This is a genomic window from Nonomuraea sp. B208, assembly GCF_057536035.1.
This window is the reverse complement of record NZ_BAAJOU010000021.1, coordinates 639,193-654,085: the sequence shown is the minus strand read 5'-3', so window position 1 is coordinate 654,085 and position 14,893 is coordinate 639,193. Positions and strand designations below refer to the sequence as shown.

The following is a 14,893-nucleotide window of genomic DNA, read 5'->3' as shown; positions in this document are numbered from 1 at the left end:
TGGCTGATCGCCGTACCACGCGGGGGGCCAAGACGACAGTTTCCGAGGGACCTCAGCTCGACACGAGCAGGCCCCGGGCCTTCAGCTTGAGGATGAGCCCGTGCGGCAGCGCGGGACAGTCGTGCACCCGGACCTTCTGGAGCGACGGGAGGGCCCCGACCTGACCCAGATCGCGCAGCTGGCGGCAGGAGCCGAGGTCCAGCGTACGCAGGGCGGGCAGGTCGAGCTCGCTTTCGCCGAGGGTGCGCAGGTTGTCGACGTAGACCAGGCGGAGCTCCTCCAGATGGTGCAGCCCGGAGAACGGGGTGAGGTCGGTGAGCTGGTTCAAGCCCTGGACGGTCACCTCACGCAGGGCGGGCATACAGGCGAGCGCGGAAAAGTCGCGCAGGTTGGTCGCGTAGACCAGGGAGACTCTCGCCAGCGATGGATGGCCCTCGAGCCCGTCGAGCGAGGCGAGCCGCTGGTGACTCTGGATGGTCACCGAAGTCAGCGCGGGCAGCCGTGACAGCGGGCGCAGGTCGGGCAGCGGGGCGTGTGGCAGGCCGAGGGCCGTCAGCCGGGGGTGGTGGCCGAGGCCGCCCAGGCTCTTCAGACCGGTGCAGCCGTAGAGCCCGAGCGTCTCGAGTGCGGGCATGGCGGCGATGCCGTCGAGGTCGATGAGGCTGGGGCAGTCCAAAGTCAGCTTGGTGACGGAGTGAAGGTCGCGCAGCCCTGTCAGGCTGGTGATGCCGAGGTACGAAAGGTTCAGCTCGGTCAGTACGGGCAGCCCCGACAGTCCGCTGACGTCGGTGACGGACCCGCAGTAGGTCAAGTCGAGCCGGCGCAGGTGGCGCAGCGCGAACAGCGGGGAGAGGTCGGCCACCCTGCGGCAGCGGGCGATGCGGAGGTTCGTCAGCCCGGCGAGCGCGGACAGCGGTTTGAGGTCGCAGACGTTTCCGCAGTCGTGCAGCTCCAGCTCGTGCAGCTCCAGCTCGCGCAGCCCGGTCAGTGCGGCCACCTCGGACAGGTCTGTCAGCTTCTTGCACTCCGCCAGGGCGAGGGTGTCGAGCATGGTCAGATGGCGCAGCCCAGCGAGGGAGTCGCGCCTGCTCAGTCTCAGCTCCGTGCGGCCCTCGGCGATGAAGGCAGGGGCGAGCACGCGCTCGGCGAAGCCATCGGGATCGAGCGCTCGGTGCCAGAGATTGAGCAGGTCGTCCGAGGTCCGCTGCGCGATCTCGGCGTAGTCGGCGGCCAGGTCGAGCGCCTGGGCGTTGCGCGAGCGCAGCACGAGTTGCCGGACGGCCGTCCATGCCTTGGCCGGGGACGCGTTCGGTAATTGGGCGCGCAGGGCGGTCACATCGGGTGGCTGGGTCATGCCCGGAAACGATAGGGGGCGGGGCCGACGCTTCCGGGTCAGAACGAGAAACCGGGCGGTCTGAGCGGCGGATGGGCGGCCAGGCCCAGGAGGTGCGGCTCGCGTCGGGCGAGGTGACGATCTGGACTGCCGATCGGCAGCGCCGTGAAGTGGGTGGCCACAGGAACGGTGATCGCGGGCCAGCCGCACATGTTGCAGGCGCCGGTGGCCGGGGCGTAGGCGATGTTCGTCCAGGCGTTGCGCAGCAGGCCGCGCGGCGCCCGACGGGCCGGCTGAGCCGCCTCGCGACTGCCGGCTCCCGGGCGGCAAAAACTCCCCGAACTCATGGGTGCGAGGGTGCCTGCCGTGCGTCTTTCGGTGGTACGCCTCTCAGCTCTCGCCGGATTTGGCGTTGCTGGACGAGCCGACGAAGTTGCCCAGGCTGGGCACCTTGTAGAGCAGATCCTTCTCGCGAAGCTGGCGGATCGCCTTGCGGATGGTGTCGCGGGCGACGCCGGACTTCCGAACCAGCCGCACTTAGGAAACGAGGTACTTTGGCGGGTATTCGCCACTGCTGATGCGTGTGCGAAAGGACGTCGGCGATCTGCTGCCGGCGGGGGCGGTCAGGCTCGGACCCGATCACAGGGTCAAGGGTAGAAAGGGACTTTTAAGGGTCTTCACGCGCCTGTAGGTTGCCGTATCAAATGCAGAAAGCCCCGGAGCGATCATCGCTTCGGGGCGTTTTTGCTGGTTGAAGCTGGTGGTCAGGGGCAGGGTCGAACTGCCGACCTTCCGCTTTTCAGGCGGACGCTCGTACCAACTGAGCTACCTGACCCAGAGCGGTCCTGACGGGACTTGAACCCGCGACCTCCACCTTGACAGGGTGGCGAGCACTCCAAACTGCTCTACAGGACCTTGCTTGCCTTTCGGCGTTTCTTGCTGTTTGCGCTCGCTTAGCTTACCAGCTCTTCGGTGGTCTTAGACCGGCCGTTTTGCTCGTGCGCTAGGCGCTCGCGTGCCCCCAACGGGATTCGAACCCGTGCCGCCGCCTTGAAAGGGCGGTGTCCTAGGCCGCTAGACGATGGGGGCCGTTAGGTTTCCCTGTCGCCTTCCGTCGGAGACCTCTGAAGCATAGGGGACGATGGCCCCTGATGCCAAAGTGGCGGTCCGGCGTCGGGTGACGCGGAGCCGGTGACCGATCCCGTTGGCGACGGGGCGTTCGTGGGCTCCGGGGAAATCATACGTTGTGGGTCGGGCTCCACGTGACGCTGGATGTACACCGACTGCTCCCCCAGCCCGCCGAGCGTGACGTCGTCCCAGGCCCGGAGGCGGCGGGTCTCCTTGTCGAAGTACAGGACGGACGCCTGGACGGGGGTGGGTTGGGCGTGTTCGAGTGCGCGGAGGCCGGCGCCGCCGGTGGAGCCCTGGGTCAGCATGCGGGTGCCGGTGGGGAGCATCGTGGTGCGGCGTTCGTGGGTGTGGCCGGCGAGGATCATGGGGGCGGCCCCCGAGAAGCCCTCGCCGATGACCGGGTCGTGTACGGCGATCAGGTCCGCCTTGCCGACCTTGCCCAGGTGCGCGCGGCCGAACTGCTTGAGCGCGTCCGGGTCGGAGTCCACGCTGACCGACTTGTCCGGCGTGAAGCGGGGGTCGCCGAGGCCGTAGATGGTCAGGCCGGCGACCTTGCGCGCCTGGTCGTCGAGGACGATCGCGTTCTTCTGCCGTTCGACGGCCTTCTGGGTGGTCATGGAGTCGTGGTTGCCCCTGACGTACACGTACGGGACGCCGAGCCGGGCGACCTCGTCCACGAACTTGTTCTCGGCCTTGGTGCCGTGGTCGGAGATGTCCCCGGTGTCCACGATCAGGTCGACCTTGAACTGGTCCTTGAGCGAGCGGATGACGTTCCAGGCGATGGGGTTGATGTGGATGTCGGAGATGTGCAGCACCCGGATGGATTTGGGGTCGGCGTCGTACAGCGGGAGGGTCGAGACCGTGTCGTAGAGCTTCGAGACGTTCGTGACGAGTTTGGTGAGCTGCGACCGGTACGACTCGAACCGCGTCACGATCGACTCGGCGCTGCCCACCAGCGACGGCGCGGCGGCGACCAGCCCCGAGTAGCGCGGCTCCACGAGCGAGTTGGGGCGGAAGGTCACGACGGCGAGCACCCCCGTGCCCGCGAGGGCCACGGAGGCCGCCAGAAGGCCCGTGAGGGCCACGCGCGGGCGCCTGAAGACCAGCAGGGACGCCGCCAGCGCTCCCGCGCCCGCGCAGAGCAGCGAGCGGACGGCGAGGGCCCGTACGCCGTCCAGGAGGTCCTCCTCGATCACCTGGGGCAGCCGCTCGGCGAGGCGCGGGTCCTCGATGAAGGCCTTGGCACGTTCCTGGTCGATGTTCTCCAGCGTGATGCGCAGGCGCAGGGGGGCGTCGTGGGTGCGGAACGTGAGCGTCCCCAGGGGGCTCGCGTCCACCACGGTCTCGCCGTGCCAGGCCGGCCGGAGCGACATCGCGGTCTCGACGGGGCCGACCTCGGCGCGTACGGAGCCGCTGAGGAAGATGCCCAGCCACGCCCCGACCGCGGCCACGGCGAGGACGCCGGCCACGCGGGCGGCTCGTGAGCGGATGACGACGTTTGCGATGTGAACGAACTTCATGCCGTTTCTTGCTTAGCTGACAGGCGGGGCAGAATGGCAAGGGTGATCGAGGTGTCGCGGGAGAAGTTCGAGGAGCTCGTGGCCGAGGCTTTGGACACGATCCCCGGCGAGCTCGCGGCCGCGATGAGCAACGTCGTCGTGGTCGTCGTCGATGATCCGCCGGAGCCCCACCTGCTCGGCCTGTACACCGGTGTCCCCCTCACCGAACGTGGCGACTGGTACTCAGGTGTCTTGCCCGACCAGATCGAGATCTACCGCAACCCGATATGTGAGATTTGCCAGACGGAAGAAGACGTCGTCGACGAAGTACGCATCACCGTCGTCCACGAGATCGGTCACCACTTCGGCATCTCCGACGAACGGCTGCACGAGCTGGGTTGGTAACCCTTTGCTTTTGGTTGGCTTCTTTGGGTTGCGGCTTGCCATGATGATCGGGCACCTTAGGTGACGTAGCGAGCACGCAAAGCAAGCTTCGAGAGCGCATCGAGAGTCAGGCACAGCGGAGTCCAATGGGGGCCATGCGGGCGCGGCGGCCGCCAGGACGTCATCGACGGGGCGAGGCCGGCACGGAAGGACAACGAGCCACTTACCGGGAAGTCATCGCCATCAGGGAGTTCCGGGCCCTGTGGTACGCCCAGGGCCTTTCGCTGCTCGGCGACCAGCTCGCGCAGGTGGCGCTCGCCGTGCTGGTCTACCACCGCACCCAGTCGGCGCTGGCCACGGCCGCGGTCTACGCCCTCACCTACCTGCCCTCGATCGTCGGCGGGCCGCTGCTGGCCGGGCTGGCCGACCGGTTCGTCCGCCGCGGGGTGATGCTGGCCTGCGACCTCATCCGGTTCGCGCTGGTGGCGGCCATGGCGCTGCCGTTCATGCCGTTCTGGGCGTTGTGCGCGCTGGTGTTCCTGGTCGTGCTGCTGAGCGCGCCGTTCTCGGCCGCGCGGGCGGCGCTGCTGCCCGAGGTGCTCGACGGCGACACGTACGTCATCGGCTCCGCCCTCCAGAACATGACCAACCAGGCGGTCCAGATGCTCGGCTTCGCCGTGGGCGGAGCGCTGATCGCCACCATGGGGCCCTACCGGGCGCTCGCTCTCGACGCCGCGACGTTCCTCGGCTCGGCGCTGATCCTGGCCTCCGGCGTACGCCGCCGCCCGGCCCCGTGCGCCGACGACGGCCCCAAACCGTCCATGTGGACGATGACCCGGGCCGGCGCGCGGCTCGTCTTCGGTACGCGAGACCTGCGCACGCTCGTGCTGTTCGCCTGGTTGTGCGGCTTTTACGTGCTGCCCGAGGGGATCGCTGCGCCCTACGCGACCCGGCTGGCCGTGGACGGCCCGCTGCCGGCGCCCGTCATCACCGGGCTGCTGATGGCCGCCATGCCGACCGGCACGGTGATCGGCGCGTTCCTGTTCAGCAGGTTCGTCACGCCCGCGCGGCGGTTGCGGCTGATGGGATGGCTGGCGCTGCTGAGCTGCGCGCCCCTGATCGTGACCGCGCTGCGTCCCCCGCTCGTCGTCGTGCTGGCGGCGTGGGTCCTGTCAGGGATCGGCGGCGCCTACCAGCTCGCGGCCAATGCCGCCTTCGTCCAGGCCGTACCCGCCGAACGTCGCGCCCAGGCGTTCGGGATCGTGCACTCCGGGCTCATGGCCGTCCAGGGAGCGGGGATTCTCGTCGGCGGGTACGCGGCGGAGAGACTCGGTCCCGAGCCGGTGGTCGCGCTGTCCGGCGTCGCCGGGGTGATCTGCGCGGCCGTACTGGCCCTGCTGTGGACCGAGTCCCGGGGCGACCGGGCCGCCCGCCTGTCCGCCGAGGCCCCCGCCTGATCACTGCTGCGGCGGCTTGTGCTCGCCGGTCCAGTCGGTCGTGCCGCGGTTGCGGCTCTGCTGCTTGTCGATGATGTTCTGCAGGACGGAGGTGTCGCTCTTCTCGTCCGGGATGAGGAGCCAGCCGATCGCGTAGACGCCGACGCCGAGGCCGCCGAACAGCGTCACGACCGCCAGGGCGATCCTGATGAGGTTGGGGTCGATGCCCACGTACTCGCCGATGCCGGAGCAGACGCCGGCGACGATCCTGCCCCGGTCCGTCCTGTGGAGCTTCTTGACGTGAGTGTTCTGGCTCTGGTTCTGGGGCGATTCGGTGCCGTATCCGTGGTATTCGCTCATGTCTCAAGACTGCCCGTGGGGGTGGTGTTAGCACATCAGGTTTGTCCCTGGTAGAACCCTGGTAGCCCCCTATGCCCGTATGAGGCCACACCGAGGAAGGGACGACCGCCATGGACGACCTGCTCCGGCTCGACGAGCGGCTCGACGCCGACCAGCGGCTCATCCGCGACACGGTCAGGTCGTTCGTCGCCGACCGGGTGCTGCCGCACGTGGGCGACTGGTTCGAGGAGGCCACCTTCCCCGCGCGCGAGCTCGCGCCCGAGCTCGGCGCGCTCGGGCTGCTCGGCATGCACCTGCAGGGGTACGGCTGCGCCGGCACCGACGCCGTCTCCTACGGCGTGGCCTGCCGGGAGCTGGAGGCGGGCGACTCGGGGCTGCGTTCGTTCGTATCCGTCCAGGGATCGCTGGCGATGTTCCCCATCTGGCGGTACGGCTCCGACGAGCAGAAAGAGGAGTGGCTGCCCCGGATGTCCGCCGGTGAGGCGATCGGCTGCTTCGGGCTCACCGAGCCGGACCACGGGTCCGATCCGGCCAACATGCGGACATATGCCAAGAAGGACGGCTCGGACTGGATACTCAACGGCTCCAAGATGTGGATCACCAACGGGTCCATCGCCGACGTGGCGGTCGTCTGGGCGCAGACGGACGAGGGCGTACGCGGCTTCGTCGTCCCGACCTCCACGCCCGGCTTCTCCGCTCCTGAGATCCACAGGAAGATGTCCCTGAGGGCGTCCGTCACCTCGTCCCTGTACTTCGACGACCTGCGCCTGCCCGCCTCCGCCGCCCTGCCCGGCGTCACCGGGCTCAAGGGGCCGCTGTCGTGCCTGTCCGAGGCCCGCTTCGGCATCGTGTGGGGCGTCGTCGGCGCCGCCCGCGCCTGCCTGGAGTCCGCCGTCGAGTACGCGAAGACGCGCGTCCAGTTCGACAAGCCGATCGGGGCGTTCCAGCTCACCCAGGAGAAACTCGCCTGGATGTACGTCGGCCTCGCCCAGGCCCAGCTCACCGCCCTCCACCTCGGTCAGCTCAAGGACGCCGGCACCCTGGAGCACCGGCAGATCAGCTTCGGCAAGCTGGCGAACGTACGGGCCGCCCTCGACATCGCCCGCCAGGCCCGCTCGATCCTGGGCGGCAACGGGATCACGCTGGAGTACCCTGTGATCAGGCACATGAACAACCTGGAGAGTGTGCTGACGTACGAGGGTACGCAGGAGATCCACACGCTGGTGCTCGGTGAGGCGCTCACCGGCCTGGCCGCCTACCGGTGACGGTTTGACCGGTGCTGTGGGCGTCGCGGGCGGGGCGGTAGTCTCTGTACCCTTGCTGTTGCTAGGGGCGTTAGCTCAATTGGCAGAGCTGCGGACTTTTAATCCGTAGGTTCCGGGTTCGAGCCCCGGGCGCCCTACCATCCTCCACCTCAGATCACGCCGCTGACCTGGGGCTTCGCCGCTGCAAGGCCGGAGCCTCGTGGGCAGCCGCAGGCCGCTGGAAGCCGCCGGATGCCACCCTTCCCGGAATATACACGGAATGGATCTTGGCGCGTTTCCCCAGGTCACGGCGGCAATCCGGGAACTTTCGCCGAGCCGTTCCGCGACAACGACGAAGGACCCCGAGACGTCCCGGGGTCCTTTCATGGTGGTGCTTGTCATGCGGCGTTGAGCGCGACCAGGATGCGCTGGTTCGCGACCTCGCGTTGACCGTCGATGCACTTGGCATAGACACGCAGGAGCACATCGACACCATGCCCCGCCCGTTCGGCCGCCTCAGGAGCGTGGACCCCCGCATTGAGCCAGAGCGACACGGCCGCGTGTCGAAGATCGTAGGGACGAGCCGCCAGCGGTGAGGCCACCTGGTCAGGAGTCAGCGCGTACGTACGTGCTTCGCGCCAGACCTTCGAGACGGTCGAGCCGGGGAAGGGCTTGCCCGTCCCGGTTCTGAACAGCCGACCGTCCTTGGACACCCCGAACCGGTCGATGTGGCCGCGCAGAATCTCCACCAGCTCGGGCGGAATCGGCACCAGGCGTATTGCCTTCTCGTCCCGATGCTTCAGTCCGCGCTCATCGTGGCTCTCGCCGGAGTCGGTGTAGCGCCTGTTGCTCTCTGGTCGGGTCTTCTCCAGCGCGAGCAGGCCCCATCCCTGGTCCGGGAGGTGACAGTCCTTTTTACGCAGGCTCGAAGCCTCACCAGGACGTACCCCGCCGAAGTACATGCACGCGAACATCGCCGCCAGCATCGGCCCCCTGCTCTTGCCTACATAGCTGACGGCGACCAGCAGCGCGCGAGCCTGCTGCGGATTCACCACCGCACGCCGGTCCACTTCACCGCTGACCTTGGCCTTGCGGAACTTGACCTTGTGCAGCGGGTTGGCGGACAGTTCCTCCAGTTCGACGGCGTACTCCAAGACGTGATGGAAGACCGCCCGCTTACGCCGGTAGGTCGAGGTGGCCGCCGGCTTGCCGTCCAGGCGCAGCGACAAGCGCTCCAGCACGGCACGTGTGTGCTTGGCCTCCTCCAGCGCCTTCAGCGGCAGGGACGCCTTCTCCAGCCACCGCACAGCCTGAGCGATCTCCGGTGTCGGAACGGGACGTCGGCCTTCAGGCAGGAAGGAGTACGTCAGCAGCGCTTGCCGAATGATCTCGTCGCCAGGGCGGCCAGGCAGATCACTGGTCAGGACCGGCGTCACATACGCGAGGGTGTCCGTCATGCCCTCACGGGACTTGGCCGCCGCGTGCGGCCAGAAGGATTGCACGTACGCCACCGCGAAGGAGTACCAGGTGCGGGCGTCCTTGGTCTTGATCTTGGAGAGCGGCAGGCCGCTTTCCTCATCGAACGCCTCCCCCTTTTTGGCAGCCTGGCGCAGGTCGGACAGGAAGCTCTCCGCCAGGCCCTTGGTCTTGAACGTCAAGGACCTCTCCCGAGCACCCACGGTCCAGCGGACGGTGTGCGAGACGGTGCGGGCCTTCTTCCCCTCCCCCACCGCTCTGGTGTTGGTCCTGATCTCCCAGAACTTGACCTTGTACGAAGTGCTCATGCGGTGCTCCGGAGGGATTCGAGCCAGGCGTTGAGGTCGCTGCGGTAGATGCGGAGTTCGCCGTTGGGCAGGCGAATGCCCTCGGGCGCCCGGCCGATCTCCCGCCAGCGGTAGAAGGTGCGACGAGAGACGCCGCCGAGTTCGTCGAGGACTTGAGCCACGGTCAGCAGTTCGTCCCGCTTGGTCATGCGGCCCTCCCCGTGCGCTCGGTTGCCGAAAGATCTTGACCGTCTGCCCTGGCCTGGAGTTCGGCCATGTGAGCGCGCCAGCGTTGACGTTCGCGGACGGATCGGAGGAGCCGGACGGCGAGGGGAGCCACGTTGGCGTCTCCGGCCGGGATCGGCTTCCAGACGTAGCGGTGTGGGTCGATGGGCTGGTCGGTCTGACCAAGGGCTTCCAGGACCCAGGTGCGGCGGTCCTGCTTGTGCTCGGCGAGGGTCTTGTTGCTCCACTTGCGAGAGACCAGGACTCGGCGGCCCGCGTAGCCGAGGTGTTCGGGCTTGTGCGCCTTGGAGCGGCAGCGGCCCGGAGCCATCCCGGCCTTGGCATGCTTGGGCTGGATGCCGTAGCGGAGCCAGTTCGGGCAAGCCGGGGAGCAGGGCTCGTAACGAAGGGCATCGACGAAGCGGGCCACGTGCTCCTGCTGGGTCTGGCTGTCCAGCCCGTCACCGAGGCTCTTGGTCAGGTACTTCGACAGGTAGCGGATGCACTGGTCGGCGTCCTGGGTGCCCGCGAGCACGCCTTTGACGTCCACCTGGTCGCCGAAGCGGATCACGTGCAGAGGTTCGGCGTCCTCGTCGGCGTCCAGGTCGTCGAGGGCTTCGTCCCAGGTGGGCAGGACCTCTCCGGTGTCGGGGTCGAGGTAGCCGGCCCCGTCCTGCCAGACCGGCAGGTGCTCGCCCTCGAAGGCCACGCGATCGACGGACGGCCACCAGACCTGGTGGTAGGTGGCCGCCGCGATCTGCTTGATCTCCGCTCGTGGGAGCGTTCCACGGATGGCCATGTGCAGGTGCGGGGCAAGGCGCTTCTGCGGCTCCACGGTCGCGAAGTACTGCACATCGAAGCCCGCCACGCGGCGCAGGTTCTGCACGAACCGATCGACGAGCTTGGAGAAGTGCAGCGCGTCACGGGCCGCCCGCGTGTAGTCGTAGGTGTCGGGATCGACCGGTACGCCGTCACGGACCTTGCCGTAGGAAGGCAGGGTGAGCGTGACGAACAGCGAGGGCCGGTAGGTCTTGCCGTCCGGAGCCTGGAAGGTGCGGCCCAACGTGGTGTGGGCCATCTTGCGCTTGGGCAGGTCCGGCGCGTCCTGCCGTCGCCGGGTGGAGCGGGAACGCTTGACGGTCGTACGGCCGAGCACGTTGCCGCGCATGCCCGCCGCGTTGATCTCCTCGTCCAGGCCCTCGATGAGGGCGTCCAGGTCGGTGGTGTCGTCGCCGGCCTTTTCAGCGGCGTCGCGCTTGGCCTGGGCATCGGCGCGGAACTCCACGAGCCAGCGCTGTTCCTCGTTCGGCTCGTCCGGCGTGATGGCGGGTTCCTCTTCCAGGTGCCAGCCCTCGCGGCATTGGGCCTTGCGGAGCTGCTTGTTGCGCTTGGCACACGGCGGGCACTTGCTGTCCATCGGCGAGCCGCACGGGACGTCGATGATCTCCCACTGGCCGGTGTGGGTGTCGAGGCGCTTGAGCGGGACGGGCCGGATGCACACGCCGTGGAGCTTGGCGACCTCTTCGACGACATCGCGGGCCAGCGGCATTGCCAGCCGGACGGCGCGGGGCAGGGCGCGGTCGTGCGCATGGGTCATGGGGACCTCCCTTCGTCGGTGTCGGTGGGAATGAGGGCGGTCTGGCCGCACTCGGAGCACTCCGCCAGGGCGCGGATCAGGTCGAGCCAGAGGGAGTTGAGCGAGCCGCAGAAGGCGCAGCGCAGCTCGTCGAGAAGGTGCCTCATGCGGCCGCCCCGAACTGGGCGACCATGGCGCGGATATCGGCATCGGAGACGTAGGCGGCACGGACCCGGATCGGTTCTGGTGAGGTCTCCAAGCGCATGTACGCGACACCGGCCCCTTGCTCGGGAATGGGTGAGATGTGATCGGCCAGGGCTCCCCGGTCGCGTGCACCGTCGCCGAGGACCATGTCCACCTGTTCGGACTCGTCGAGGCGGAGAGCGATCTTGTCGGGGAACAGGTTGCGGATGTTCATGACCTCCTTGCGGGGGTCCTGGAGGGCGGCCATGACGCCGACACCGACCGAGCGGCCTTGGGTGGCGAGCGTGGCCAGCGCGGCGGAGATGCGCTGCCGGAGTTGCTTGTCGGGTTGGTAGGCGGTCAGGAACGCCACCTCGTCGACGAGCACCAGGACGAACGGGTCCTCGATGGTCGGGACATGGGAGCGCTGAAGGCCAGCGAAGCGAGCGGCCCGCTTCTGCATGACGGAAACGGCCTCGTCGAGCAGATCGGCGCAGTCAGCCGGATCGGCGGCGTAGCGGCCTTGGAACAGTTCACGCCCGAAGGACAGCTCCATGAGCTTCGGATCGAGCGCCCACACCTCGGCCAAGCCCGCCCGCATCGCGGGGAGCAAGCCGCGGATGGTGTCCCACAGGAACGAGCCTTTGCCGGCCCCGGTCGCGCCCGCGATCAGCACGTGCGTGCCGTGGACCTTGAGCCGGAGCGGTCGGCCGTCCTCCTGCTTGCCGATCTCGACCGGTCCCACGGTCGGCTCCAACGGGACGGGGAGCGCGGGGATCGGCCTGGCCAAGGGGTCGCGGCGCGGGAAGATGAGCAGCAGTCTGCCGCCCTTGATCAGCGCCACGCGGCAGGAAGTGGCGCCGAAGCCGTGGGCGAGGTTGTCGATGCGGTCGGACCAGTCCTTGACCGCCTGGCCGCGCAGCATGCGTACGGTGATCCGGTCGGCCCAGCCGTCGCACTGGACGCGTATCAGCCGGGGCAGGTAGACGCGCCCGTTGATGCGCTTGACGAGGCCGGAGACGTCCATGACGGACTGCCAGTGACGGTGGTAGACCGACATGAGCCGCCACCAGGCGAGCAGTCGCCAGCCGACGAGGCGGGCGAAGGATTGCCGGTCGATGGACGCCCAGGCCGCCAGGCTGAGCACGGTCGTGCCCAGCAGGGAGGCGGCGAGCGGCCAGCCGTACTGGTACCAGGCGAACCCGAGGACAGCGGGCACGCTGACGGCTACCGGATGCCGCCAGATCGTCCGGACCAGGGCGACGAGGAACCGGTAGAGGTAGATGACCAGGGTGACGATGGCGGGTGTGCGGACGACGGTCGGCCGGAAGACGACGGCCGTGTCCGGGGTGGTGGAGACGAGGTTGCGCGCCTCGTCTCCGGGAAGCCGCTTGAACATTAGGCTGGAAACCTCTCGTGATTCGCGTCAGGGGAGATGAGGGGCCGCCGGAAGGACCAGTTCCAGCGGCCCCGCTTTCTTGTCAGGCCGCCGCCTGTGGTTCGGCGTGCAGGCGCTCGCAGTCGGCGAGGTAGGCCGCCGCCGCGTCGGCCAACTGGCGGGCGAAGGTGACGCGTTCGGCCGTGACCTCGGCGTCCCTCGTCGTGCCGATGCTCACGTGAGTGGCGGCGAAGGCGATGTCGATGAAGGCGTGGGAGCCCTTGCCGGCCGGGTAGTACGTCACCTGAGCCGAGCTGTCGGGGTAGATCGAGACCCCGATGCGGGGCTCCTCGTCGGGCCGGACGCGGATGACCGTGTAGCTGTAGCTGTGACTGTCGTTCATGCTGCGACCTCCTTGCTGCTGTTGGTGGACTTGACGTTGGTGCGCGGGGCGAGCATCTGCCGCGCCTTGATCGAGTAGGCGAGCCGCCCGGAGCCGTTGACGTACGGCGTGACGGTCATGCCGTCGAACTCGACCGGCGTGAACGGCAGCCCCGCGACGGGAGCCGGGGCGACCGGCTGGGTGGGACTGAGGATCTTGACGGCCACGGTCTTCTGAGCCGCCTTGAGCGACGGGTCCGCGTCCATGACGGGGATCTGCCAGACGAGTTCGCCCGTCTGCTTGTCCCGCGCCTGGACGAACCTGCCGTTCGTCGAAGCCTCGAAGTCCTTGACCGGCTCGACCTCCCCGACGCTGTAGCAGCCGTGCGGGAAGACCTGGGCGAACGTCACGGGGATGGGTCCCTGGATTGCCATGTGCGTCTACTCCTCTTCTTGTGCGGTCAGCCATCTTGACTGGCCAAGTTGTAAGCCCATTAAGCACGAAGCCCACTTGGCCAGTCAAGTGCACCAAGCGGGCTTCGCGAAGAAGTTGGAACTCCGGCTACCGAATGGGGTAGGCATCTTCCAATTCGTGCCGGTCACCAGGAAGGACAGACTCCACCACGACCCACGGCCGGCCTGTCGCGTCGCACGCCACGGCGTACACGGCCAGCAGCGCAGCCGAGTTCTTGATGCCCAAGAGCGAGCATTCCTCCTTGCTCGGGTTCCGCGCCGTCACGTGCTCGATGATGTGGTCCAGCGCGGTACCAGCAGCACTCTCGACGTAACGCCGAATGCCCTGTTTCAGCTCCTCCGGCTCACCGAGGGCCGTGCCCTGCGCCACCGCGACCGGCAGCCAAGTGGAAGAGATCTCGGTCGGCTCGTTGTCGTGCTCGATGAGCGAGCGCCGCAGCATGACCGGCGACGCGGGCTTGAGTCCCAGATAGGACGCGATCCGGTTCGGCACCTCAACCTCACCGCTCACCAGCAAGCGGCTGGAAACCTGGGCTTCCTTGCGGTCGAGGAGTTCGCGTCCGGCGCGGGCCTGCTGACCGGTGGGGATGGCCGGCCTGCCCCGTACGAAGCGGCCCTTGCCTTGATGGGTGACGATCCAGCCCTGATCGCGCAGTACGCCGAGGGCCTTCACGACGGTCGGGCGTGCCATCCCGAACTCAGCCATGAGCTGATGTTCACTGGGCAGCGGGGAGCCGGGCGGATATTCGCCCGAGTCGATGCGCCGCTCAAGTTCCGCGATCAGTTGCGCGTACTTCGGAGGCGTGTACTCAAAGGACATCAGGGCTCCCGCATTCAGCATGCCTGTCTAGCCAAGCAGGCTATCAGCGCATGATGCCTGGGCAACCCCTTCTCAGGACAGATAGCCCTACCCCGGAAAAGGCGATGGCGCGGTCCCATTCCGGGTACCGCGCCATCGAACCCCGCCTACACCACCTGGCCACGTAGCAGGGCGCTCCAGACCTCGGCAGCCTTCTTGTACGCCCACCGGTAGGTCTCGGAGGCCATCTCCCCGCCGCGGTCGTCGTACTCCGTCCGGCGGATGTACGCCTGCCCGCCGACACAGCACAGCTCGTACACCGTCGATCGGCAGTGACACGACCAGGCCACAACGCGGGCACGTTCCTGGGCCTTCACCGGCTCACGCCAGACCAACTGCATGTGCCCCTCCTTGGCCTCGCGGACGTGCGGACTGACGCAGCCCGTGATGATCTCCACTACGACGCTCGCTTTCTCCCGACTCCCGAGCACTCGAAGCAGGTCACCTGCACAAGCTCCACGGCCGCACCGTCGAGACGGCGCAGCGCGTCGGCGCGGCTCTTGCGCACCCAGCGCCAGCCTTTGGCCCGGCAGGCCCGGCACCTCTCACTTGTCGGTTGATCGCTCCGAGTCATGGGACAAGCGTCCTCACCTGCGACAAGGCAACCCATCCCGAGCCGGAATCCAAGACCGGGATCAGCACTATCCCTTGACGGGATGACTCCGGT

17 protein-coding genes and 4 tRNA genes are annotated in these 14,893 nt (G+C 68.0%); 4 read left to right on the top strand and 17 right to left on the bottom strand.

Annotated elements, in window-relative coordinates:
* Window positions 1-52: 52 nt before the first annotated feature.
* The 7 genes from AC27IY_RS20130 to AC27IY_RS20100 all read right to left on the bottom strand — a co-directional run bounded on the left by AC27IY_RS20130 (window position 53) and on the right by AC27IY_RS20100 (window position 3,984).
* Window positions 53-1,354 carry a leucine-rich repeat domain-containing protein gene (locus AC27IY_RS20130; RefSeq protein WP_487178833.1) on the bottom strand — a complete coding sequence of 434 codons (1,302 nt, stop codon included), beginning with the start codon at window positions 1,352-1,354 and terminating at the stop codon, window positions 53-55.
* A gap of 38 nt (window positions 1,355-1,392) precedes the next feature.
* A complete protein-coding gene (locus AC27IY_RS20125) occupies window positions 1,393-1,680 on the bottom strand; it encodes a hypothetical protein (protein WP_487178832.1) in 288 nt (95 codons plus the stop codon).
* 43 nt (window positions 1,681-1,723) lie between these two features.
* Complete coding sequence (locus tag AC27IY_RS20120) at window positions 1,724-1,870, bottom strand: hypothetical protein (protein ID WP_487178831.1); 147 nt, start codon at window positions 1,868-1,870, stop codon at window positions 1,724-1,726.
* Between the two features lie 221 nt (window positions 1,871-2,091).
* A tRNA-Phe gene (locus tag AC27IY_RS20115) sits at window positions 2,092-2,168 on the bottom strand.
* A gap of 5 nt (window positions 2,169-2,173) precedes the next feature.
* A tRNA-Asp gene (locus AC27IY_RS20110) sits at window positions 2,174-2,248 on the bottom strand.
* Window positions 2,249-2,349: 101 nt separating this feature from the next.
* Window positions 2,350-2,422: transfer RNA gene (locus AC27IY_RS20105), tRNA-Glu, on the bottom strand.
* 2 nt (window positions 2,423-2,424) lie between these two features.
* Entirely contained in the window at window positions 2,425-3,984 is a 1,560-nt protein-coding gene (locus tag AC27IY_RS20100; RefSeq protein ID WP_487178830.1) for a metallophosphoesterase family protein, read from the bottom strand.
* A gap of 33 nt (window positions 3,985-4,017) precedes the next feature.
* Here AC27IY_RS20100 and AC27IY_RS20095 point away from each other — a divergent pair, with 33 nt between their 5' ends.
* Window positions 4,018-4,368 carry a metallopeptidase family protein gene (locus AC27IY_RS20095; RefSeq protein WP_423451718.1) on the top strand — a complete coding sequence of 117 codons (351 nt, stop codon included), beginning with the start codon at window positions 4,018-4,020 and terminating at the stop codon, window positions 4,366-4,368.
* Window positions 4,369-4,502: 134 nt separating this feature from the next.
* The gene (locus AC27IY_RS20090) at window positions 4,503-5,804 is read left to right on the top strand and encodes an MFS transporter (RefSeq protein ID WP_487178829.1); all 1,302 of its coding nucleotides are present in this window, start codon (window positions 4,503-4,505) and stop codon (window positions 5,802-5,804) included.
* On the opposite strand, the gene AC27IY_RS20085 is transcribed toward AC27IY_RS20090, so the two are convergent.
* Window positions 5,805-6,143, bottom strand: coding sequence for a PspC domain-containing protein (locus AC27IY_RS20085; protein ID WP_487178828.1), 339 nt, complete (start codon window positions 6,141-6,143; stop codon window positions 5,805-5,807). It lies immediately after the preceding gene.
* A gap of 110 nt (window positions 6,144-6,253) precedes the next feature.
* On the opposite strand from AC27IY_RS20085, the gene AC27IY_RS20080 reads away from it, so the two are divergent.
* Together AC27IY_RS20080 and AC27IY_RS20075 are read left to right on the top strand one after the other, a co-directional pair.
* Window positions 6,254-7,408 (top strand): acyl-CoA dehydrogenase family protein, encoded by a 1,155-nt coding sequence (locus tag AC27IY_RS20080; protein WP_487178827.1) that lies wholly within the window; start codon window positions 6,254-6,256, stop codon window positions 7,406-7,408.
* A 64-nt stretch (window positions 7,409-7,472) separates the two neighbouring features.
* A tRNA-Lys gene (locus AC27IY_RS20075) sits at window positions 7,473-7,548 on the top strand.
* A 237-nt stretch (window positions 7,549-7,785) separates the two neighbouring features.
* Here AC27IY_RS20075 and AC27IY_RS20070 read toward each other — a convergent pair.
* From AC27IY_RS20070 to AC27IY_RS20030, 9 genes are all read right to left on the bottom strand, one after another.
* The gene (locus AC27IY_RS20070; protein WP_487178826.1) at window positions 7,786-9,171 is read right to left on the bottom strand and encodes a tyrosine-type recombinase/integrase; all 1,386 of its coding nucleotides are present in this window, start codon (window positions 9,169-9,171) and stop codon (window positions 7,786-7,788) included.
* Window positions 9,168-9,359 (bottom strand): helix-turn-helix transcriptional regulator, encoded by a 192-nt coding sequence (locus AC27IY_RS20065; RefSeq protein ID WP_487178825.1) that lies wholly within the window; start codon window positions 9,357-9,359, stop codon window positions 9,168-9,170. Before AC27IY_RS20065 ends, AC27IY_RS20070 begins: the two co-directional genes overlap by 4 nt.
* Entirely contained in the window at window positions 9,356-10,972 is a 1,617-nt protein-coding gene (locus AC27IY_RS20060) for a replication initiator (protein ID WP_487178824.1), read from the bottom strand. The genes AC27IY_RS20065 and AC27IY_RS20060 overlap by 4 nt, the downstream gene beginning before the upstream one ends.
* Window positions 10,969-11,118 (bottom strand): hypothetical protein, encoded by a 150-nt coding sequence (locus tag AC27IY_RS20055; protein WP_487178823.1) that lies wholly within the window; start codon window positions 11,116-11,118, stop codon window positions 10,969-10,971. Before AC27IY_RS20055 ends, AC27IY_RS20060 begins: the two co-directional genes overlap by 4 nt.
* On the bottom strand, window positions 11,115-12,533 hold the full coding sequence (locus AC27IY_RS20050) for an FtsK/SpoIIIE domain-containing protein (RefSeq protein WP_487178822.1): 1,419 nt from the start codon (window positions 12,531-12,533) through the stop codon (window positions 11,115-11,117). The genes AC27IY_RS20055 and AC27IY_RS20050 overlap by 4 nt, the downstream gene beginning before the upstream one ends.
* 82 nt (window positions 12,534-12,615) lie before the next feature.
* Window positions 12,616-12,915, bottom strand: coding sequence for a hypothetical protein (locus AC27IY_RS20045; protein WP_487178821.1), 300 nt, complete (start codon window positions 12,913-12,915; stop codon window positions 12,616-12,618).
* A complete protein-coding gene (locus AC27IY_RS20040) occupies window positions 12,912-13,328 on the bottom strand; it encodes a plasmid replication, integration and excision activator (protein ID WP_487178820.1) in 417 nt (138 codons plus the stop codon). The genes AC27IY_RS20045 and AC27IY_RS20040 overlap by 4 nt, the downstream gene beginning before the upstream one ends.
* A 127-nt stretch (window positions 13,329-13,455) precedes the next feature.
* Window positions 13,456-14,187, bottom strand: coding sequence for a GntR family transcriptional regulator (locus tag AC27IY_RS20035; protein ID WP_487178819.1), 732 nt, complete (start codon window positions 14,185-14,187; stop codon window positions 13,456-13,458).
* A 146-nt stretch (window positions 14,188-14,333) separates the two neighbouring features.
* The gene (locus AC27IY_RS20030) at window positions 14,334-14,567 is read right to left on the bottom strand and encodes a hypothetical protein (RefSeq protein WP_487178818.1); all 234 of its coding nucleotides are present in this window, start codon (window positions 14,565-14,567) and stop codon (window positions 14,334-14,336) included.
* Window positions 14,568-14,893 lie beyond the last annotated feature (326 nt).